The sequence below is a fragment of the Kitasatospora sp. NPDC092039 genome (assembly GCF_044756065.1).
Taxonomy (GTDB): Bacteria; Actinomycetota; Actinomycetes; order Streptomycetales; family Streptomycetaceae; genus Kitasatospora.
In genome coordinates, this window is sequence record NZ_JBIVSD010000014.1 from 146,324 (window position 1) to 168,109 (window position 21,786).

Sequence of the window (21,786 nt, forward strand, 5' to 3'; positions counted from 1 at the left end):
TGTCGAAGATCTGGCTCGTGTACGAATTACCGGAAATGTCGACCAGGAGATGGAGGCGGTGCTGGCGCTGGAGGCGTGGCGCAGTGGCGGGGAGTTCTTCGGCCCCTGGCAACGGGCGGTCCGTAGGCAGATGGCCGGGCAGCCGGTGCTGGCCGAACGGCTGCGGCGCCTTTCGGGAGCCAACGGTGGTTTCCGGGACGTACTGCGGGTGTGGGCGAATGGCCGGATCATGGCGTCCGGGAGCGGGGCCGAGCCGGTGGTCCGGCGGGCCGATGTCGCCGCGGCGGTCCGCGAGTTCCACCGGGTGGCGCTGCGGCCCTGCTGGGCGGACGTCCGGTCCCGGCTGGAGGCGGAGCGGGACGTCCGGCGCCGGATCGCCGGCCGCGGCGGGGTGGACGCGCTGCTCGGCACGCTGCACCCGCAGATCCGCTGGAACGCCCCGGTGCTGGAGGTGCCCTCCGAGCGGGACGTCGAACTCGACCTCGGGGGCAAGGGGTTGAGGCTGGCGCCGTCGCTCTTCCTGCGGGGTGCCGGGGTGCTGCTCCGCCCCCGGCGGGACGAGCCGGACGAGGCCCCGACGCTGCTCTTCGCGATGCGTCCCGACCGGACGGGCGGTCCGGTGCCGGCGGGCGTGCCGGAGGCCGCGGAGTCCGCGCGCCGCGGCGGGGAGGAGCCGCTGGCCGCCCTGGTCGGGCGGACCAGGGCGGCGGTGCTCCACGCCGTGCTGGACGGCGGCACCACCGGCGAGCTGGCGGGCCGGCTCGGCGTGACCGCCTCGGCGGTCAGCCAGCACACCGCCGTGCTGCGGGCGGCCGGGCTGATCGACACCCGGCGCTGCGGCAACGGCGTGCTGCACACCACCACGTCGCTGGGACGGGCGCTGCTGCGGGGTGAGACGGCGTCGGGTGGGGAGGTCCGGCACGTCGGCGGCGCGGCGCCGCGGTGGGCCGAGGGCCGTCCGCGGGCGCTGCGGTGAGGCGTCCGGGGCGCGCGGCCGGCCCCGGGCGGGCCGGCTCAGCCGCGCTCGGTCAGGCCCGACTCCCGCGCCCAGGTGGCGATGCCCACCCGGTTGCGGGCCTTCAACTTGCGCTGGAGGTTGGCCAGGTGGGTCTTCACGGTGCTCAGCGAGATGAACAGCTCGGCGCCGATGTCGGAGTTGGTCAGCCCCTCGGCGACCAGCACGGCGATCTCCTCCTCTCGGCTCGTCAGCGGCTCGACCGGGGAGCGGTCGACCCGGCGCGGGCCGGTGAAGTGGCGCAGCAGCCGACTGGTGATCTGCGGGCTGATCAGCGAGTCGCCGGCCACCGCCGAGCGGATCGCCTCGGCCAGCAGGGCCGGGCCCGAGTGCTTGAGCAGGAAGCCGCAGGCGCCGTTGCGCAGCGCGGTGTGCACGTACTCGTCGAGGTCGAAGGTGGTCACCACGACGACCTTCACCTCGGGGGTGATGCCGGCCAGTCGGCGGGTGACCTCCAGCCCGTCCAGCTCCGGCATCCGGATGTCGACCAGCAGGACGTCCGGCCGCAGGGCGCGGACGGCCTCCAGGGCCTCCAGGCCGTCCGCGGCCTCGGCCACCACCTCGATGTCGGGCTGGGCCGCCAGGATGTGCCGGAACCCCTGGCGGACGTTCGCCTGGTCGTCAGCGATCACGACACGCGTCTTCATGGCGTCATGGTCGCACGGGCTTTCGGCCGGTCCGATGTGATGGCCCGGATTCCGCCTGGTCTGTGCCGGATTCAGTTCCCGCTTAACACCGTTGTCACATGGCGGAGCGTCAGGGAAGGATGGTTCCTGTCGGAACGGGGCGCCGGAAGTTCGGGAATTCGGGCGTGGACCGGAATGGGCTTCAGCGGAATGCGGAAAGGGGGCGGGCGGCGAAATGGACGCGAAGTACGAGTCGTATGCGATTGCCGACCCCGTGTGGTACGACGCCCTGGACCGGTGTGACGACCGGGACTCCCGGTTCGCGCCGGGCGGGGGCGTGCTGCCCGAGGGCTGGCGCAGCCGCACCCAGGGGGTGTGGGAGGTGCTGGCACCTCCCGGCTCCCCGGAGCTGCCGGAGCAGGGCTGGAAGGTCCACGTCAGCGCCACGCCGGAATCCGCCGAGGAGACGATCGAGACGGCCTGGCAGGTGTGCCGCCGGCTCGGGCTGCCCTGGAAGTACCTGCGCAGCCGGCTGGTGCTCGCGGTGACGAACGCGAAGTACGCCGACCGGTCCGCCAGCGGCAAGGCCGTCACCGTCTACCCGCGGACGGCCGCGGAGCTGGAGACGGTCCTCGCCGAGCTGGACGGGGCGCTGGGCGGCCGGGCGGGCCCGTACGTCCTGTCCGACCTGCGGTGGAACCAGGGCCCGGTCTCGGTGCGCTACGGCGGGTTCGCCCTGATGTGGTGCGAGCTGCCGGACGGCACCAGGGTGCCCGCCGTGAAGGACCCGGACGGCCGGCTGGTGCCGGACGCGCGGCGCCCGCGCTTCACCGTCCCGGAGTGGGCCGCCACCCCGGACTTCCTGGCCGAGCGGATCGCCGCGGCCTCCGCCGAGGCGGGTGCCGGGCTGGGCCGCTACCGGGTGGTCAAGGCGCTGCACTTCTCCAACGCCGGCGGGGTCTACCTCGCGGAGGACGAGGACGGCCGGCAGGTCGTCATCAAGGAGGCCCGCCCGCACGCCGGGCTGGACGCCTCGGAGACGGACGCGGTGGCCCGGCTGCTGGTCGAGCGGGACGTCCTGGAGCGGATCGGCCACCTGCCGTTCGTGCCGGAGCTGTACGAGTACTTCACCAGCTGGGAGCACCACTACCTGGTGATGGAGTACATCCCGGGCGAGTCCTTCAGCGCCTGGCTCGGCCGGGAGTACCCGCTCACCCGGCACCGGCCGGACGCCCGGGCCCTGGCCGACTTCGCCGGGCTCGCGACCACCCGGCTCGCGCTGGTCGAGGAGTGCGTCGCGGCGCTGCACCGGGAGGGGATCGCGTTCGGCGACCTCCACCACCGCAACATCATGATCCGGCCGGACGGCACCGTCGCCCTGATCGACTTCGAACTCGCGACGCCACTGGACACGCCGCGCCGGCGCACCCTCGGTGCGCCCGGCTTCACGGACCCGTCGATCACCGACGCCCGCGAGGCCGACCTGTTCGCGCTGGGCTGCTGCCAGCTCGCCGCCTTCGTCTCGCTGACCACGCTCACCAGGCGCAACCCGGCCGTCGTCGCCGGGCTCCTCGACCTCGTCGCGGAGTCCTTCCCGACGGTGCCCGCCGGATTCGTCGAGCGGATGACCGAGCGGCTCGCCCTCTCCCCGGCGCTGCGCCCCCACCTCGGGGCCGGGGCCGCCGCCGACGCCCCGGCGGGGCTCACCGCCGCGGCGCTGCTGCGCGGCATCGACCGGTCGGCGACCCCCGCGCGGGAGGACCGCCTCCATCCCGGGGACGCCGCCGGGCTGCGTCCCGGCGGTGCGCTCGGGCTGGCGTACGGCTCCTCCGGCGTGCTGCTCGCCCGGCACCTGGCGGGCGCCGCACCGCACGAGGAGCACCTGGACTGGCTCGCCGCCGCGGTGCGGCGGGCCCCGGCGGACACGCCCGTCGGGCTGTACGACGGGCTGGCCGGCGCCGGCTGGCTGTTCCACCGGCTCGGGCACCCGGACGCCCCGAACGTGGTGGACCGGCTGCTGGCCGGCCCGTTGCCCGCCTCGCTCGGCCTGCACGGCGGTCTGACGGGCGTCGCCCACCTGCTGCTGGAGGCCGGTACGACCGACGAGGCGCTCGCGTTGGCCGCCAAGGCCGTCGGGCGGATCGGCGAGGCCGGGCTGCTGGACCGGCCGGGGCTGCTGCGCGGCTGGTCGGGACCGGCGGTGCTGTTCGCCCGCTGCGCCCGCCTCACCGGGGACCGGGCCTGGGCCGAGGCCGCCGAGCGCGCCGTCCGCTGCGACCTGCGGCACGGCCGGCTGGTCGACGACATGCTCCAGACGTACAGCTCGGGCCGGCTGCTGCCGTACCTGGCGGAGGGATCCGCCGGAGTGGCGCTCGCCGTCCTGGCGCTGCCCGACGCCCAGGCGGAAACCCTCGGCGCCGAGCGGGTGCTGGAGGCCGCGGCCCGGGCCGGAGCGGTCCGGGTGGTCGTCCAGGGCGGGCTGTTCAACGGCCGCGCCGGGCTCGCCTACACCCTGTTCCAGGTCGCCGCCCGCCTGCCGCACTGGCGGGCCGAGGCGGAGGAGCAACTCCGTCTGGTGGAGCTGCACCTGGCCCCGCACCAGGACGGCAGCGTCCTGCACGGGGACCAGCTGGTCCGGCTCTCGACCGACCTGGCCACCGGCTCCGCCGGCGCCCTGCTGGCGCTGGCCGCCGCCAAGAGCCCCGGGCAGTGCCTGCTCCCCGGTGCCCACCCGGTCCACGGGTGGACGCCGGAGCCGGCCGAGCCCGGTACCCCGTCCCGGCGAGACAGCGAGGGGAGGTGATTGTGATGGCCGACATTCTGGCGCTGCAGGAGCTCGACGAGGAGATCGTCGTCGACGCCCCGTTCAGCTCGTACAGCCTGTTCAACTGCTGATTCCGGTGCTTCGGTGCCGTGTTCGGACGAGACCGTGGGGGGAGGTGATTGTGATGGCCGACATTCTGGCGCTGCAGGAGCTCGACGAGGAGATCGTCGTCGACGCCCCGTTCAGCTCGTACAGCCTGTTCAACTGCTGATTCCGGTGCTTCGGCGCTGTGTTCGGACGAGACCGTGGGGGGAGGTGATTGTGATGGCCGACATTCTGGCGCTGCAGGAGCTCGACGAGGAGATCGTCGTCGACGCCCCGTTCAGCTCGTACAGCCTGTTCAACTGCTGATTCCGGTGCTTCGGCGCTGTGTTCGGACGAGACCGTGGGGGGAGGTGATTGTGATGGCCGACATTCTGGCGCTGCAGGAGCTCGACGAGGAGATCGTCGTCGACGCCCCGTTCAGCTCGTACAGCCTGTTCAACTGCTGACCCTCGAGGTCCGGCAGTACCGGGTGACAGAGGGGAAGGCCGCGGCACATGCGGCCTTCCCCAACGCTGCATCCTATTTACCGTTTTGGGGTGAGATAACCGTGGCCATGGCTCCGGAACCGACAACCCGCCAGAGTGGACCGATCGGCGGGCTACGCCTGTGTGTCGCCGAGGTCCGGGCGTACCCGGGGCGGGTCATAGGTGTCGCGGTCGCCTGCGCGCTCACCGCCACCGGGGTGGGCGCCTGCCTGGTGCTGCTCGCTGCGGTCAGCGGTCCGGTCGCCCCGGAGGGCTCGGCGGCCCGTGCGGCGGCCACCGACGCGCAGAGCCTGCTGGGCCTGCTGATGACGCTGCTGCTGATGTCGGCGGTGCTGGTCACGGGATCGACGGTCGCCCTGTGGACCAACCAGCGGCTCGGACAGTTCGCGGTGCTGCGCGCCCTCGGGGTGACGGCCGGTCGGCTGCGCGCCCTGGTCGTCGCGGACGTAGCGCTGGTCGCGTTCGTCCCGTCCGCCGTCGCCGCGCTGGCCGGGACGGTCCCCGCGGCCGGGCTCGGACGGCGGGTGCTGGTCGAGCGCGAACTCTTCCCCGCCGCGATCGGTCTGCCCTCCGCCGGGCAGACCTGGGCGATCGCGGCCGGGGCCTGCCTGGGCACCTGCGCGGTCGCGGTGCTGGCCGCGCTGGCCAGTGTGCTGGCGGCCGGCCGGGTCCAGCCGATCGACCTGCTCAAGGACCAGTCGCTGGCCCTGGCCCCGCCCCGGCGCAACGCCGGCCGACTGGTGGCGGGCATCGCCATGGCCGTCCTGCTCTGCGGACCGCTCGTGGTCCTGATGGCTGTGATGGACATGCCGCCGGTGCTCCAGGGCGCGCTGGTGATCGGCCTGGCCATGTCCGTCATCCCCACGCTCGCGGTGCTCGCGCCCTGGTTCGTACCGCTGCTCACCGGCCCGGTCTGCGTAGTGCTGCGGCTGCTGGACCGGAAGGCCGGCCGGATCGCCGCCGCCGGACTACGGGCCGCGCCCGCCCGGACGGCCGCGATCGCGGTGCCCGTCCTGCTGGCCGTCGGCACCGTGGTCTGCCTGCTCGGCTCGGGGGCGACCATGGGCGCCGCCGTCCAGCGGCAGACCGAACAGGCGCTGCGGGCCGACGCCGTGGTGACGGCCGAGCCGGGCAGCCGGCTGCCCGCCGGCCCCGCCCCCGCCGGCCCCGCCCCCGCCGGCCCCGCCCCCGCCGGCCTGCCCGGCGGGGCCGCCGTCGCGCCGATCGCCACCGAGGTGACGGCGCCGCCCAGCTTCTACGACAGCAAGCCCCGGCCCACCCGGGCCTGGGGCGTCGACGGGGCGGCTTTGCGCAGCGTCCTGGACCTCGGCGAACAGCAGGGCGGGCTGGACGCGTTGGCACCCGGCACCTTCGCCGCCGGCGGTACCGAGACCGCCTCGCACGACTGGAAGCTCGGCCAGGACGTCACCTTCAGGCTCGCCGACGGGCAGGAGGCGCAGCTGCGGCTCGTCGCCGTCTACCAGCGGGACCTGGCCTTCCCCTCGTACGTCCTCCCGGCCGACCTCGCCCTCGCCCACACCCCGGCCCCGTACGCGGACCGGGTGCTGCTCCGCGGCGATCCGGCCGGCTGGGAGCTCCGGCCCGGCGAGCGGCTCGCCGGGCGGGCCGACTACCTGGCCCACCTGAAGCCGCGCAGCGTGCAGGACGACATGGCCTCCCGGCTGATCGTGTCCGTGGTGGCCGGGTACGCGCTGCTCGCCGTCGCCAACACCTGCGCCATCGCCCAGCGGGACCGCCGCTCCCAGCGCGCCCATCTGCGGGCCCTCGGCCTCGGCCGGGGGCAGCTGCTGCGCTGCGTGGTGTACGAGGTGCTGGCCTCGGCGCTGGTCGGCACGGTGCTGGCGGTGGTGACGGCCGGGATCTGCCTGGTGCCGCTGGCCCGGGCGGTCGGCCAGGGGCTGCCGGACGTGGACGTGCCGTGGACGGTCGGCGTCCTGCTCGCAGTGGTGGTCGCCACGGCCGTCCCGGCGGCGCTGGCGGCCCGTCCGCTGCGCGGCATCCGTCGCCAGTTCGCGACGGGAGCGGCGTGAGCGGCGTGCGCGGGGCGGCCGCGGGGAGGCTGGGGCGGTCGTTCTGGCTGCTCTACGGCGGCGAATCCGCCTCGGCCCTGGGGACGGCCGCCTCGGTGATCGCCCTTCCGGTGGTCGCGCTGCGGTCCGGCGGCGACATCCGGCAGGCCGGACTGGCCGGCACGGCCCTCTCCGTCGGGGTCCTGCTAGCCCGGTTACCGGCCGGGGTCCTCGCCGACCGTTGCGAGCGGCGGGCCCTACTACTGCTCTGCAACGCGGTCGGCGCCCTCGTGCTGGCCGCGCTCGCCCTGTCGTCCTCCGGTGGCGCGCCGCCGTTGTGGGCGGTTCTCGTCGCCGCCCTGCTGCTGGGCGCGGTGGGCAGCACCCTGGCTCCGGTCGAGAACGTCGTGGTGCGCTCCGTCGTGCGGCCCGAGCAACTGCCCCGCGCGGTCGGCCTGTTGCAGAGCCGGACGGCCGTCGCGGCGACGGCCGGCCCGCTGGCCGGCGGCGCGCTGCTGGCCGTCCACCCGTCCTGGGTGTTCGCCGTCGACGCCGGCAGTTACCTGGCGGCCGTCTGCTGCGTGGCGCTGCTGCCGAAGGGGATGCGGGAGCGCCCCGGGGACGCCCCGGCCGGGTCCGCCGCCGGGCCCGGCGTCCGGGCCGCGCTGGCCGAAGGCGTCCGGTTCATCTGGCGGGTGCCCTTCCTGCGGTACGCGGTGGTCAACGCGGCCGTTCTCAACCTGGTGTTCAACGGCCTGCTGATCGTGGTGATCGCCTCCGGCGGGGACGCCTTGGACATCGGGGTGCTGACCGCGGCCCTGGGCACCGGCGGTCTGGCCGGATCGCTGCTCGCGCCGGCCCTGGCCCGACGGCTGCCGCCCGCCCGGGGCATCGCCCTCGGCACCGCCGTGGTCGCGCTCGCCCTGCCCGGCTACACCGCGGCCCAGGGGCACTGGGTGGCGGTGCTGCCGCTCGCCCTCGCCGCGGCTGCCGGACCAGTGGTCACCGTGCTGGTCGCGGTCACCCAGATGAAGGTGACCCCGCCGGGGCTGCAGGGCCGGGTGCACAGCGGCATCGGCTTCCTCGCCCAACTGGTGGCGCCCGCCGGGCCGACCCTGGCGGGCCTGTGCGCCCACGCCTTCGGGCTGACCGGCACGGTGGCCGGCGCGTCGGCGGTCGTGGTGCTGCTGGCCGCCGTCGGAGCGGCCGTCACCGCGGGCCGGCCCGGCGGCGGGCCACCCGACCCGACCGGGGCGGCGGACGTCCCGGAACGACACAGCGACAACCCTGCGGAGGCCGTCCGTGGCTGACCTCGACCACCGGACGGTGCCCCTCGCACCGTTGGACCCGTACCGCTGGCTGGAGGACGCGGACACCCCGCGCACCCGCGCCTGGCTCGCCGAGCAGCGGCGGCGGCTCGACGTCCGCCCGCAGCGCTCCGACGAGCCCGCCTGGGCCGCCCTGCTCGACCGGGTGGAACGGGAGGCCCCCGACCGGACGCCCACCCCGCCGGCCGAGGCCGGCGGGGTGCTCTTCCGCCACGAACGCGGCCCGGACGGGGACCTCCTGACCGTACGGCACCCCGACGGCACCCGCCGGACGCCGACCGAGGGCGTCCTCGGCCGCGGCGACCGGATCGCCGGCTGGCAGCCCGCGCCGCACGGCGGGTTCGTCGCCGTCCAACTGCACCGGGACGGAGCCGAGAACGGCGGCCTGCACCTGCTCCCCACCCGGCCCGGCGGTCAGCCCCACCACCTGCCCGACGCCGCCCCGTACGCGACCCTCGCCTTCGTCGGCGAGGCGCTGGTGTACACCGCCGGCACCCGCACCGAGCACGCCCTGGTGGCGCGTCACCCGGTCGACGGGCCCGCCCGCCGGCTCGCCCTGCCGGTGTCGGGGCCGGTCCGGCTCACCCTCCACGGCGGGCCCGGCGGGAACCTGCTGCTGCGCACCCGCCCGCAGCCGTCCGGCCCGGTGCGCTGGTGGGTCACCCGGTGGACCGGCCGGACGGTGCCCCACTGGCAGCCGCTGGACCTCGACGGCCGACGGGTCACCGCGTTCGACCTGAACGAGACCGTCTGCTTCCTCGCCGCCGACGAACTGCTCGCGCTGGACCTGGACGGGCTCGCCCGGGGCGCCGCCGGCCGGCCCGCCGTCGTGGCGCCGCCCGCCGCCGGAGCGCCGACCGGGGGCCCGGTCACCGCCCTGCGGGTGCTCGGCCCCGGCCGGACGCCCGCCCTGGCGCTGCTCCGCCGACTCGGCACCACCCACCGGCTCGACGTCCACCGGCCGGACGCGCACCGGCCGGACGGAGAGCGGGACGGACTGCCGGACGGGGCGCCGGGCCCCGTGTCGGACGGAGGACCCGACGGAGTACCTGACGGGGCGCCGGCCGCCGCCACCGCGCTGCACTGGCCCGCCCGGCTGCGCCTCGGCGCCACCCCGTACGACCGGGACGGGCGGGTCGGCGGGTCGGTCTGGCTGCTCGCCGACGACCCCCGGTACGGCACCTGGACCAGGAGCCTGGACGGCACCGGCCCGGTCGAACCGCCCGAGCACCGCGCCGCGCTGCGCACCCTCACCGCCGTCGGCCGGGACGGCACGCCCGTCCCGGTGACGGTCTGCGACCCCGGGCCGCAGGACCACGGCCGCGCCGCCCCCACCCTGCTCACCGTCTACGGAGGCTTCGGGATCCCCCTGGAACCGAGCTGGGACCCGGCCATGGAGGCCTGGCTGCGGGCCGGCGGCCGGATCGCCTGGGTGCACGCCCGCGGCGGCGGCGAACTCGGCCCCGCCTGGGCGGCCGCCGGCCGCGGCCCCGGCAAGAACACCACCGTGGACGACTTCCGGGCCGCCGCCGCGATGCTGGTCGAACGCGGCGAGGCCCCGGCCGGCGGGCTGGGCGCGCTGGCCGCCAGCAACGGGGCGCTGGTGGTCGCCGCGGCGCTCACCCGCGAGCCCGGGCTGCTGTCCGCCGCCGTGTGCGCGGCCCCGCTCACCGATCTGGCCCGCTACCAGGTCGGCGGCCTAGGCCGGCTCTGGACGGAGGAGTACGGCGACCCGGCCGACCCGGGGACGCTGCGGGCCCTGCTCGACTACTCCCCGTACCACCGGGTGGTGCCCGGGACGGAGTACCCGGCGGTGCTGTTCGCCACCGGGGCGAACGATGCGCGGGTGCCGCCCTGGCACGCCTGGAAGCTCTGCGCGGCGCTCGGGCAGGCCGGTACCGGGGCCGCGCCGGTCCTGCTCGACCACCACGACAGCGGCGGCCACCAGGGGCGCCCGGCCGCGGCCGGGCGGGAGCTCGCGGTCCGCTCGCTCGCCCTGCTGGGCGCGGGCACCGGCCTGCGGCCGCCCGCCGGTCCGTCCGTCCCCCCGCCCCGACCCCAGTCCTGACCGCCGCCCGCGTTCCAGCCGAGGAGAGCACCACCGATGACCGAGCACCCGTCCCTCCCCGGAGGCCCTCCCCTCCCCGGAGGCCCGCGCCGCGCCGCGAACCACGGCCCGGCCGCCGCGGCGGCCGTCGACCTGACCAAGGTGCACGGTTCGGGCGAGGCCCAGGTGGTGGCGCTGGAGCGGGTCTCGGTGGCCTTCCGGGAGGGGGAGTTCGCGGCGATCATGGGCCCGTCAGGGTCGGGCAAGTCCACCCTGCTCCAGTGCCTCGCCGGGCTGGAGTCCTGCACCTCGGGCTCCGCCCGGATCGGCGACGTGGACCTCACCCGGCTGAGCGACGGCCAACTGACCAGGCTCCGCCGCGACCACGTGGGCTTCGTCTTCCAGGCCTTCCACCTGATCCCCACCCTGACGGTGTCGGAGAACATCACCCTGCCGCTCACCCTGGCCGGCCGCAGCCTCGACCGGCAGTGGCTGCACACCCTGATCGAGGCGGCCGGCCTCGGAGCCCGGCTCGGCCACCGCCCGGCCCAGCTCTCCGGCGGCCAGCAGCAGCGCGTCGCCTGCGTCCGGGCACTGGTCGGCCGGCCCCGGGTCGTCTTCGCCGACGAGCCGACCGGCAACCTGGACTCCCGCTCCGCCGCCGAGATCCTCGGCCTGCTGCGCCGGTGCGTCCGGGAACTCGGCCAGACCGTCGTGATGGTCACCCACGACCCGGTGGCGGCCTCCTACGCCGACCGCGTCGTCTTCCTCGCCGACGGCCGCATCGTCGACGAACTCCTCGGCCCGACGCCCGACCAGGTGCTCGGGCGGATGCGCACCTTCGACGCCAACCTGGGCATCAGCTACTGGTCCGGACCGGCCTGACCTGCCGCGCTCCGGCCGCCGGATGCGCGAGGATGGGGGGCATGCCGAACCGTCTCGCGGACGCGACCTCGCCGTACCTGCTCCAGCACGCCGACAACCCCGTGGACTGGTGGCCCTGGGGCCCCGAGGCCTTCGACGAGGCGCGCCGTCGCGGCGTGCCCGTCCTGCTCTCCGTCGGCTACGCCGCCTGCCACTGGTGCCACGTCATGGCGCACGAGAGCTTCGAGGACGCCGGGCTCGCCGAGTACCTCAACGGGCGGTTCGTGCCGGTGAAGGTGGACCGGGAGGAGCGGCCGGACGTCGACGCCGTGTACATGGAGGCGGTGCAGGCCGCGACCGGGCAGGGCGGGTGGCCGATGACGGTCTTCCTCACGCCCGACAAGGAGCCGTTCTACTTCGGCACCTACTTCCCGCCGCAGCCCCGGCACGGGATGCCGTCGTTCCGGCAGGTGCTGGAGGGCGTGGAGGCCGCCTGGCGGGACCGGCGGGAGGAGGTCGGCCAGGTCGCCGGGCGGATCCGGGCCGACCTGGCCGAGCGGGCCGCCGTCTACTCGGCCGGTGCCCACAACCCGCCCGGCGAGGCGGACCTGCACCAGGCGCTGGTGACCCTCAGCCGGGACTTCGACCAGAGCCGCGGCGGCTTCGGCGGCGCGCCCAAGTTCCCGCCGGCCATGGTGCTGGAGTTCCTGCTGCGCCACCACGCCCGGACCGGCTCGGAGGCGGCGCTGGAGATGGCCGTCCGCACCGGTGAGGCGATGGCCCGCGGCGGCATCCACGACCAGCTCGGCGGCGGCTTCGCCCGGTACGCGGTGGACGCCGGCTGGGTGGTGCCGCACTTCGAGAAGATGCTGTACGACAACGCCCTGCTGCTGCGCGCCTACCTGCACCTGTGGCGGGCCACCGGCTCGGAGCCGGCCCGCCGGGTCGCGCTGTCCACGGCGGACTTCCTGCTGCGCGAACTGCGCACGCCCGAGGGCGCGTTCGCCTCCGCGCTGGACGCCGACAGCCTGGACGAGGAGACCGGGAAGTCCGCCGAGGGCGCCTACTACGTGTGGGAGCCCGGCCAGCTGGTCGACCTGCTCGGCCCGGCCGACGCGGCCACCGCCGCCCGGCTGTTCACCGTCACCGCCGAGGGCACCTTCGAGCACGGCACCTCGGTGCTCCAGCTCCCCGCCGATCCTGAGGACGTCGCCGAGTACGAGACGATCCGGGCGCGGATGGCCGGGGCCAGGGCGGCCCGGCCCGCCCCGGCCCGGGACGACAAGGTGGTCGCCGCCTGGAACGGCCTGGCCGTCGCCGCGCTCGCCGAGACCGGCGCGCTGCTGGACCGCCCCGACCTGGTCGAGGCCGCCGAACGCGCCGCCGACCTGCTGCTCGCCGTCCACCTCACCGCGGACGGCCGGCTGCTGCGCACCTCCCGGGACGGCCGCGCCGGTGCCAACGCCGGCGTGCTGGAGGACTACGCGGACACCGCCGAGGGCTTCCTCGCGCTGTACGCCGTCACGGGTGAGGCCTCCTGGCTCCAGTTGGCGGGCGGCCTGCTCGACACCGTGCTCAAGCACTTCACCGACGAGGCGTCCGGCGCGCTCTACGACACCGCCGACGACGCCGAGGAGCTGATCCGCCGCCCCCAGGACCCGACCGACAACGCCACCCCGTCCGGCTGGACGGCCGCCGCCGGCGCCCTGCTCACGTACGCCGCGTACACCGGCTCCGACCGGCACCGCACCGCCGCCGAGCGGGCCCTCGGTGTGGTCGGCGCGCTCGCCGGCCGGGCACCGCGGTTCATCGGCTGGGGCCTCGCCGTCGCCGAGGCGCTGCTCGACGGGCCGCGCGAGGTCGCCGTGGTCGGCCCGGACGGCGACCCGGCCACCGCGGCGCTGCGCCGGGCGGCGCTGCTCGGGACGGTGCCGGGGGCGGTGGTCGCGGTCGGCGCGCCCGGGGAGACCGAGGTGCCGCTGCTGGCCGACCGGCCGCTGGTCGGCGGGGCGCCCGCCGCGTACGTGTGCCGGCACTTCGCCTGTGACGCTCCGACCACCGATCCGGCGGCGCTGGCCGGGAAGCTGGGCGTGGCGGTCGAGTAGGGCGCGCTCCGGCGGTGCCCGGACAGTCGGCGGCGAGGAAGCCCGGGTCGGCCCCCGCCCGGGTACGCCGCCGTCCGGCCGTCCCCGCCCGGATGCGCCGCCGGCCGGTCGGCCCGCGCCGGTGTGCCCGCCGGCCGGCCGTCACTCCCAGTCCCAGCGGATCCCCAGCAGGCACGGGCGCAGGGCGGTGGCCACCAGGTGGACGCAGTGGTGGCCGTCGAGGGTGAGTTCCTCGGTCTCGTAGGGGACGGCGCCGGGGGAGTGGAGGGCGAAGCGGTGGCAGCGGACGGGCAGGGCGGCGGGGTCGAAGGTGACCTGGAGGACGTACTGACCCGCGCCGGAGTTGAAGCCGCGGACGTATTCGCAGCTGGGGACGGGGGACGGGGCGTCGTCGAAGCCGTAGCCGAGCAGGTGGGTGTCGCCGGCGCGTAGGCGGCGGTCGAGGAGGAGTTCGGCGGCGAGCAGGTGGTGGGCCTGGTCGCGGCGGATGCGGCCGGGGCGGCAGTTCTCCTCGGCGCGGACGCCGACGCGGGTGATGTCGCTGCCCGGGTCACCCTGGTAGAGGGCGAGATAGCGGTCGATGCCGTCGCGGTGGGCGCGCAGGGCGTGCTGGGAGTCGCGGCGGGCGAGCTGGCGGTCGGGGCCGATCCGGATGCGCTCGATGTGGGTGATGGTGTGCAGCCCGGTGTCGCGCGGACCGGCCAGGGTGGCGAGCAGGTCGTCGACGGCCACGGCCGGGGAGATCAGGTCGCGGTAGGGGCGCACGGGCGGTCCGGCCGGGGCGGGGTCGGCGGCGCGGCGGGGGCCGAGCAGCCGGGTGAGGGAGTGCTCGGGCAGATCGAGGACCTCTTCGAGGGCGGCGACGGCGCGCAGGGACTCGGCGCGTTCCGGGCGGCGGCGGCCCTGCTGCCAGTAACTGAGGCTGGTCAGGCCGACGTTGACGCCGCGCAGCGCGAGATGGCGGCGGATGCGGTGCAGGGCGAGGCCCCGGGTGGAGATCGCGGTGCGCAGGGCCAGGTGGAAGGGGCCGGTGCGCAGGGCGGCGGCGAGGTCGGCTGGGTCGCTCCTGTGGATGGCGGCCTCCTGGGGGCGGGCGGGTCCGGCGCGCGGGCGGGCTCGGCCGGACCGGCGTTTGACCGTGAATATTCACATCGGTGCGGTGGTTTGTCACCGGTCCGGGCCTGTCGCGCGGGGGTTTCCGGGGCACCGTTCACATCCGCGCCCGCCCGTTCACACCCGGCCCGGGCCCCGCCGAAGGCCGTTGACCCGCCTCTGACAAGGCGCGATGCTCGGGGCGCGATCCGGACCGCGCCCCCACACAGCACCTCGCTCCACTCGTGCAAGGAGGCATTCCCCCATGCCAGTTCCACGGATACGGCTGCGCCGCGCGGTCTCCGTTCTCGCCCTCGGCGTGCTGGGCCCGGCGCTAACCGCCGCGATGGCCGCACCCGCGATCGCCGCCCCGGCCGGGCAGCAGGTCCAGGCCCAGGCCCAGGACCGGGCCACACAGCAGGTCCACCAGGTCCGCCCGGCCGCCGCGCCCGGCAGTACGGCCGACCTGGCCGGCACGTACAAGAAGCTCAACATCACCATGCAGCAGCAACAGCAGACCAACTGGTGCTGGGCGGCGAGCGGGAACACCATCGCCACCTGGTTCGGCTACAACTACAGCCAGAACCAGTTCTGCAACGCCGCGTTCGGCCGCTCCGCCAACTCCAGCTGCCCCAACAGCCAGGCCACGCTGGGCGATGTGCAGAACGGGCTGGACTGGGTCGGCATCAACCCGGGCTCGTACATCAACGGGTACCTGAACTACAGCACCGTGCAGTCCGAGGTGAACGCCAACCGTCCGATCGAGACGCGCATCCAGTGGAGTTCGGGCGGCGGCCACATGCACGTCCTGTACGGCTACGACACCGGGAACAACTGGGTCTACTGGGGCGACCCGTGGCCCTCCAACTACCGCTACAACTGGGCGGACTACTGGTACTACGTGAACAACAACACGTTCTCGTGGACCCACTCCCTGTACCGGATCGGCGCGTGAGGGCGACCATGACCGAGATCAAGAGCCGCCGTCGGGCCGCGACCGCCGTCACCGCCGCCGCCAGCACCCTGTTCACCGTCGGCCTCGCGCTGTCGCTCGCCCCGGCCGGGCACGCCGCCGAGCCGGTCGCCCCCGGTGCCCCGGTCGCGCAGGCCGCCGCCGCCCCGGCCCCGGTGCCCGCCGCCGAACTGGCGCAGGCCCGCAACGCCGTCCAGGACCCGGCGGTCCTCGACAAGGTCGGTCACTTCTTCGCCCGCAAGGGCGTCCCGCCGACCCAGCAGCTGACCATCGGCGCCGCCGAGGAGGCCCGGGCGGCGGCCGCGGCCGCGCCACGGCTGGCCGGCGACACCGTCCCGGTCTACCTCCTGGACCCCGGCTTCGTGGCCGGCACCCCGGGAGCGCCGGTGGCGAAGGCCGAGTTCACCGCCAGCACGGTGGTCGCGGCGGACGGGCAGACCGCCTCGGTCTGGACCGTCCGGCAGGCCGGCGGCTGGAAGGTGGTCAACATCGCCTCGGGTGGTGACGAGGGCGACTACGCGGCGAAGGCCGCGGGCAGCGGCGGCGGCACCGCCTTCCGCGAACCGCAGGTCAACGCCTGGTACGTGCTGCGCGACGGCCGGGTGCTGCCGCTGGACGACGAGGCCCGGCGCTCGGTGGGCGCGGACGGGGTCACGCTGGCCGCGTACCAGCAGCTGGTGCACCAGCGGTACGGGGACAAGCTGCCCGGCTCGGCGTACGACCGGGCGGGCCGGGGCGGCGGCTACCAGGTGGACGCCGCACCGCCCGCCGGGGCCGCGCCCGAGCTCGGGGCGGCACCCGAGCTCGCGGCCGCACCGGCGCCCGCGGTCGGCGGTTCGGCGCTGTCGGCCGTGACGGCGGCGGCCGCCCTGGGAGCCACCGCGCTGGTGGGCGCGGGTGCCGTGCTGCGGCGCAGGAGGGCGGCCGTCCGCCGCGGCTGACGGCAGGCGGGGCCCGGCCGGTCGGGCCGGGCTCCGCGATCCGCACCCGCCGGACACACGGGAGAACCGGACACACGGGAGAACCGGACACGCCCGTGAGCGGGACGCCCGAGAGCGGTACGCACGAGAGCGGGCCTGCAGGAAAGCGGACACATAAGAGCGAGGGGCGGTGGGCGGCCGGGTCGGCTGCCCGCCGCCCCTTTGGCTACCCTCCGTGATGTGTCCTGGAAGTGCCGCTTCCGCACAAGGAATTGACGCAACGTTGATCTGTCGTTCGCCGCCCCGGGGCAGTCGGCCATGACTGACGGTAGATACCATGTGGCAATCGGTCAGTGCTGGCCGACGCGTGCCGAGAGCGGAGAAGAGGTGGGGCGGCGGCAGCCGACCACGAGCCCGGCACCGGGAAAGGGGACCGGAGTGGCCGACGCGGACGACAAGCAGACGAGCGCCCAGGTGTGGGGTTCGGCGGTGGTGGTGGGCTCTGCGCTGGCCGTGGTCGCGGCCTACCTGATCAACGGCGCCGCGCTGGTCCTGGCGGTGGCCGGGGTGGAGACCCTGCTGCTGATGGTCTACGTCGCCCGCCGTTGGCGGGCGCTGCGCGGCGAGCCGGCCCCGGTCCGGCACCGCCCGCGCCGCGGCATCCCGGACGCGGCGCACTGCGAGCGCTGCCGCCGGGCCCGCGAGGCGCTGGACGCCCGGCAGGCGGCCCGCTCGGCCGGTGCGCCCGGGCGGACCGGGGCCGCGGCGCTCCCGGGGCCGGCCGGATCGCCGCCCGAGCCCCGCCGGCGGTCCGGCGAGCCCTCCCGGGAGTCGCACGGGGAACAGCACCTCGCGCACGGCGAGCACCACGACGTGCACGGCCCGCTGCAGGACTCCGGCCCGCAGCCGGAGCCCGGCGGCCCCGACCACTCGTCCTACCCGCGCCGCCCGCAGATCCGGGCCCCGTACGAGCGGCCCTGGACGGCGGAACGGGCGGCCGCCCGGTCCGTGGACCGTTCGACCGCCCGCCGGGGCGCGCCGGGATCAGCCGGCCGTGCTGTACGCCACCAGTGAGACGCCGACGTACTGGACGATGAACGCGCCCAGGGTGAAGGCGTGGAACACCTCGTGGAACCCGAACCAGCGCGGTGAGGGGTTGGGCCGCTTGAGCCCGTACACCACGCCGCCGATGCTGTAGAGCACCCCGCCGACGATCATCAGCACCAGGACGGCGACCCCGCCGGTGCGCAGGAAGTCCGGCAGGAAGAAGGCGGCGGCCCAGCCCAGCGCGAGGTACACCGGCGTGTACAGCCAGCGCGGCGCGCCGACCCAGAACACCCGGAACGCGATCCCGGCCAGTGCGCCGCCCCAGACCGCCCAGAGCAGCACCTGCCGGTCGGCGCCCTCCAGCAGCAGCATCGTGAACGGCGTGTAGGTGCCCGCGATGATCAGGAAGATGTTCGCGTGGTCCAGCCGGCGCAGCACGGCGTCCCCGCGCGGGCCCCAGTCGAAGCGGTGGTACACCGCGCTGACGCCGAACAGCAGCCAGGCGCTGACCGAGTAGATCGCGCAGGCGATCCTGGCGGGCGTGGAGTCGGCCAGGGATATCAGCACGATCCCGGCGGCCACCGTGGCGGGGAACATCCCGGCGTGCAGCCAGCCGCGCCACTTCGGCTTGCTCTCCGTGAGTGCACTCTCCGCGAGCGCGGCAACAGTCATGCGCAGCATGCTACCGGCTACCTACGCTCCCGTAGGTTACTGGCGCGTAGGAAGTGGCGATCGTCACTCTTAGACGTTTTGGAGTATTTGGAGTGTGGCCCCGCGCACTCCGTCGCGAGTGTGCTTGGCGTATTACCGGCTGGTAACCATACTTGCTGTAGTAAAAGATGCGTCAATTTCGACGCTTCGCCGCGTTCCGGCCTTGAGCCCGGAGCTACGCTGCAAGCACCCTCAGACCCCCGCGACGCCGTCTCCTCGCCGAGATGGCGTGAAACGGAGCGATCGTGTCGTACGAGATCTCTGCTCTCAGCGCATCCGCGCCCACCCGCCACAAGCAGCTGCTCGCTTGGGTGAGCGAGATCGCCGAGCTCACCCAGCCGGACCGCATCGAGTGGTGCGACGGTTCCGACGAGGAGTACCAGCGCCTCGCGGACCTGCTGGTGGCGCAGGGCACCTTCAAGAAGCTCAACGAGGAGAAGCGCCCCAACTCCTACTACGCCGCCTCGGACCCCTCGGACGTGGCGCGCGTGGAGGACCGCACCTACATCTGCTCCGAGCAGGAGAAGGACGCCGGACCGACCAACAACTGGAAGGCCCCCGCCGAGATGCGGGAGGTCTTCCAGGGCGAGCAGGGCCTGTTCCGCGGCGCGATGAAGGGCCGCACGATGTACGTCGTGCCCTTCTCGATGGGCCCGGTCGGCTCCCCGCTGGCCGCGTACGGCGTCGAGATCACCGACTCCGCCTACGTCGCCGTCTCCATGCGCGTGATGACCCGCATGGGCCAGGCCGTGCTGGACCAGCTCGGCGAGGACGGCGACTTCGTCAAGGCCGTGCACACCGTCGGCGCCCCGCTCGCCGAGGGCCAGGCGGACGTGGCGTGGCCGTGCAACACCACCAAGTACATCTCGCACTTCCCGGAGACCAAGGAGATCTGGTCCTTCGGCTCGGGCTACGGCGGCAACGCCCTGCTCGGCAAGAAGTGCTACGCGCTGCGCATCGCCTCGACCATGGCCCGCGACGAGGGCTGGCTGGCCGAGCACATGCTCATCCTGAAGCTCACCCCGCCGAACGGCGAGGCCAAGTACGTCGCGGCCGCCTTCCCCTCGGCCTGCGGCAAGACCAACCTGGCCATGCTCCAGCCGACGGTCCCGGGCTGGAAGGTCGAGACGATCGGCGACGACATCGCCTGGATGCGGTTCAACAAGGAGGACGGCCGCCTCTACGCGATCAACCCCGAGGCGGGCTTCTTCGGCGTCGCCCCCGGCACCGGCGTGGACACCAACGCCAACGCCATCGACACCCTCTGGGGCAACACCGTCTTCACCAACGTCGCCCTCACCGACGACGGCGACGTGTGGTGGGAGGGCCTCACCGAGGAGCCCCCGGCGCACCTGACGGACTGGCGCGGCAACGACTGGACCCCCGAGTCCGGCACCCCGGCCGCCCACCCGAACGCCCGCTTCGCCGTCCCGGCCGCGCAGTGCCCGACCATCGCCCCGGAGTGGGAGGACCAGGCGGGCGTGCCGATCTCGGCGATCCTGTTCGGCGGCCGCCGCGCCACCGCCGTCCCGCTGGTCACCGAGTCCTTCGACTGGCAGCACGGCGTCTTCCTGGGCGCCAACATCGCCTCCGAGAAGACCGCCGCCGCCGAGGGCACCGTGGGCGAGTTGCGCCGCGACCCGTTCGCGATGCTGCCGTTCTGCGGCTACAACATGGGCGACTACTTCGCCCACTGGCTGAAGGTCGGCGCCCAGGCGGACGCCGCCAAGCTGCCGAAGATCTACTACGTCAACTGGTTCCGCAAGAACGCCGAGGGCAAGTTCGTCTGGCCCGGCTACGGCGAGAACAGCCGCGTGCTCAAGTGGATCGTCGAGCGCCTGGAGGGCACCGGCGAGGGCGTCGAGACCCCGATCGGCGTGCTGCCGACCGTCGACGGCTTCGACCTCGGCGGCCTGGACCTGTCCAAGGAGGACCTCGACCTGCTCTTCACCGTGGACGCCGACATCTGGCGCCAGGAGGCCGCCCTCGTGCCGGCCCACCTGGAGACCTTCGGCGACCACACCCCGAAGGAGCTGTGGGACGAGTACCGGAACCTCGTCGCGCGTCTCGGCTGAGCCTGAGCCTCAGCCGCGACAGAGGCGGGCGCGCGGCACGAACCGCGCGCCCCGCCGAGCGGCAGGACGGCCGGAGTTCCGCCGGGCGATTTTCCCCCGACCAAGGAGATCGCCCGGGCCGGAACTCCGGCCGTAGTGTTCTCCCGCCCGACCGCTACGGCTGGACGTAGCCGTCGAGGAAGTCGCCGATCCGGGTCACCGCGTCGGTGATCTCCTCCGCCCGGGGCAGCGTGACCAGCCGGAAGTGGTCCGGCTCGGGCCAGTTGAAGCCGGTGCCCTGGACCAGCAGGATGCGCTGGGAGCGCAGCAGGTCGAGCACCATCCGGGCGTCGTCCTTGATCTTGTGGACCTTGGGGTCCAGCCGGGGGAAGGCGTACAGCGCGCCCTTGGGCTTGACGCAGGTGACCCCCGGGATCCGGTTCAGCAGCTCGTACGCGGCGTCGCGCGAGGCGTGCAGCCGGCCGCCGGGCAGGACCAGGTCGCGGATCGACTGCCGTCCGCCGAGCGCGGCGGCCACCGCGTGCTGCGCGGGCATGTTGGCGCACAGCCGCATCGAGGCGAGCACGGTCAGGCCCTCGATGTAGCTGCGGGCCCGGGTCCGGTCGCCGGACAGCACCATCCAGCCGGAGCGGAAGCCCGCGACCCGGTACGCCTTGGACAGTCCGTTGAAGGTGACGCAGAAGAGGTCCGGGGCCAGGGTGGCCAGCGGGACGTGCTCGACGTCGTCGTAGAGGATCTTGTCGTAGATCTCGTCCGCGTAGACCACCAGACCGTGCCGGCGGGCGATCTCCGCGATGCCCTCCAGCACCTCGCGCGGGTAGACCGCGCCGGTCGGGTTGTTCGGGTTGATCACCACGATGGCCCTGGTCCGGTCGGTGACCTTGGCCTCGATGTCGGCGAGGTCCGGGTACCACTCGGACTGCTCGTCGCACCGGTAGTGCACCGCGGTGCCGCCGGACAGCGAGACCGAGGCGGTCCACAGCGGGTAGTCCGGGGCCGGCACGAGCACCTCGTCGCCGTCGTCCAGCAGCGCGGTCATCGCCAGCTGGATCAGTTCGGAGACCCCGTTGCCGAGGAAGACGTCGTCGACGGAGAGGCCGTGCAGCCCGCGCTCCTCGTAGTGCATGACCACCGCGCGGCGGGCGGAGAGCAGACCCTTGGAGTCGCCGTAGCCGTGCGCGGTGGCGAGGTTGCGCAGGATGTCCTGGAGGATCTCCGGGGGCGCCTCGAATCCGAAGGCGGCCGGGTTCCCGGTGTTGAGCTTGAGGATGCGATGGCCCTGTTCCTCCAGCCGCATCGCCTCGTCGAGCACCGGGCCGCGGATGTCGTAGCAGACATTGGCGAGCTTGCTGGACTGGATGACCTGCATGTCCGCCTACTTTAGGGGTACGGAGGGGGCGTGCGGCGGGTCTCCGCGGGGGCGCTTTGGAGGGCCCGAACGACCCCCTTGGATCGCCAGGCGGGGCCGGCGGGCCGCCTTGCGAACCGGCGGTCGGATGTCCGGAATGCTCCTGTATGCGAGGAGCGCCGCCGCGCCGCCGGGTGGAAGGAGACGGACGGCACACTGCCCGGCGCGGGAGGATGTGGCCGGTGCGTCGG

At 74.7% G+C, this 21,786-nt stretch carries 15 protein-coding genes; 11 read left to right on the forward strand and 4 right to left on the reverse strand.

All coding sequences use genetic code 11. From position 1 onward, the window contains the following. Positions 1 to 49 precede the first annotated feature (49 nt). Entirely contained in the window at positions 50 to 976 is a 927-nt protein-coding gene (locus ACIQI7_RS26070; protein WP_401113898.1) for an ArsR/SmtB family transcription factor, read from the forward strand. A 38-nt stretch (positions 977 to 1,014) separates the two neighbouring features. Here ACIQI7_RS26070 and ACIQI7_RS26075 read toward each other — a convergent pair whose 3' ends face one another. After that, on the reverse strand, positions 1,015 to 1,662 hold the full coding sequence (locus ACIQI7_RS26075; RefSeq protein WP_401113900.1) for a response regulator: 648 nt from the start codon (positions 1,660 to 1,662) through the stop codon (positions 1,015 to 1,017). A 214-nt stretch (positions 1,663 to 1,876) separates the two neighbouring features. Between ACIQI7_RS26075 and lanKC the strand changes: the two genes are divergently transcribed. The 6 genes from lanKC (at position 1,877) to ACIQI7_RS26105 (ending at position 13,369) form a co-directional block, all read left to right on the forward strand. Beyond that, entirely contained in the window at positions 1,877 to 4,444 is a 2,568-nt protein-coding gene (lanKC, locus tag ACIQI7_RS26080; RefSeq protein ID WP_401113903.1) for a class III lanthionine synthetase LanKC, read from the forward strand. 619 nt (positions 4,445 to 5,063) lie between these two features. Then, entirely contained in the window at positions 5,064 to 7,046 is a 1,983-nt protein-coding gene (locus tag ACIQI7_RS26085) for an FtsX-like permease family protein (RefSeq protein ID WP_401113906.1), read from the forward strand. Beyond that, positions 7,043 to 8,335, forward strand: coding sequence for an MFS transporter (locus tag ACIQI7_RS26090; protein WP_401113909.1), 1,293 nt, complete (start codon positions 7,043 to 7,045; stop codon positions 8,333 to 8,335). The genes ACIQI7_RS26085 and ACIQI7_RS26090 overlap by 4 nt, the downstream gene beginning before the upstream one ends. Further along, a complete protein-coding gene (locus ACIQI7_RS26095) occupies positions 8,328 to 10,421 on the forward strand; it encodes a prolyl oligopeptidase family serine peptidase (RefSeq protein WP_401113911.1) in 2,094 nt (697 codons plus the stop codon). The genes ACIQI7_RS26090 and ACIQI7_RS26095 overlap by 8 nt, the downstream gene beginning before the upstream one ends. 36 nt (positions 10,422 to 10,457) lie before the next feature. Next, positions 10,458 to 11,285, forward strand: a complete 828-nt coding sequence (locus ACIQI7_RS26100) for an ABC transporter ATP-binding protein (RefSeq protein WP_401113914.1) — start codon at positions 10,458 to 10,460, stop codon at positions 11,283 to 11,285. Positions 11,286 to 11,326: 41 nt separating this feature from the next. After that, a complete protein-coding gene (locus tag ACIQI7_RS26105; RefSeq protein WP_401113917.1) occupies positions 11,327 to 13,369 on the forward strand; it encodes a thioredoxin domain-containing protein in 2,043 nt (680 codons plus the stop codon). A gap of 141 nt (positions 13,370 to 13,510) precedes the next feature. Here the strand turns inward: ACIQI7_RS26105 and ACIQI7_RS26110 are convergent, their stop codons facing one another. Then, positions 13,511 to 14,443 (reverse strand): hypothetical protein, encoded by a 933-nt coding sequence (locus ACIQI7_RS26110; protein WP_401114113.1) that lies wholly within the window; start codon positions 14,441 to 14,443, stop codon positions 13,511 to 13,513. A 283-nt stretch (positions 14,444 to 14,726) separates the two neighbouring features. Here ACIQI7_RS26110 and ACIQI7_RS26115 point away from each other — a divergent pair, with 283 nt between their 5' ends. The 3 genes from ACIQI7_RS26115 to ACIQI7_RS26125 all read left to right on the forward strand — a co-directional run bounded on the left by ACIQI7_RS26115 (position 14,727) and on the right by ACIQI7_RS26125 (position 17,428). Further along, positions 14,727 to 15,416 (forward strand): papain-like cysteine protease family protein, encoded by a 690-nt coding sequence (locus ACIQI7_RS26115; protein WP_401113920.1) that lies wholly within the window; start codon positions 14,727 to 14,729, stop codon positions 15,414 to 15,416. A gap of 8 nt (positions 15,417 to 15,424) precedes the next feature. Next, complete coding sequence (locus ACIQI7_RS26120; protein ID WP_401113922.1) at positions 15,425 to 16,375, forward strand: hypothetical protein; 951 nt, start codon at positions 15,425 to 15,427, stop codon at positions 16,373 to 16,375. A 417-nt stretch (positions 16,376 to 16,792) separates the two neighbouring features. Continuing rightward, on the forward strand, positions 16,793 to 17,428 hold the full coding sequence (locus tag ACIQI7_RS26125) for a hypothetical protein (RefSeq protein ID WP_401113924.1): 636 nt from the start codon (positions 16,793 to 16,795) through the stop codon (positions 17,426 to 17,428). Here ACIQI7_RS26125 and ACIQI7_RS26130 read toward each other — a convergent pair. Then, positions 17,399 to 18,073: a hemolysin III family protein gene (locus ACIQI7_RS26130; protein ID WP_401113925.1), complete on the reverse strand. Its 675-nt coding sequence runs from the start codon at positions 18,071 to 18,073 to the stop codon at positions 17,399 to 17,401. The two genes, ACIQI7_RS26125 and ACIQI7_RS26130, sit on opposite strands and share 30 nt — an antisense overlap. Positions 18,074 to 18,357: 284 nt before the next feature. On the opposite strand from ACIQI7_RS26130, the gene ACIQI7_RS26135 reads away from it, so the two are divergent. Continuing rightward, positions 18,358 to 20,187, forward strand: a complete 1,830-nt coding sequence (locus ACIQI7_RS26135; protein ID WP_387749694.1) for a phosphoenolpyruvate carboxykinase (GTP) — start codon at positions 18,358 to 18,360, stop codon at positions 20,185 to 20,187. 154 nt (positions 20,188 to 20,341) lie between these two features. On the opposite strand, the gene ACIQI7_RS26140 is transcribed toward ACIQI7_RS26135, so the two are convergent. Continuing rightward, a complete protein-coding gene (locus ACIQI7_RS26140) occupies positions 20,342 to 21,556 on the reverse strand; it encodes a pyridoxal phosphate-dependent aminotransferase (RefSeq protein WP_401113928.1) in 1,215 nt (404 codons plus the stop codon). Between the last annotated feature and the right edge of the window lie 230 nt (positions 21,557 to 21,786).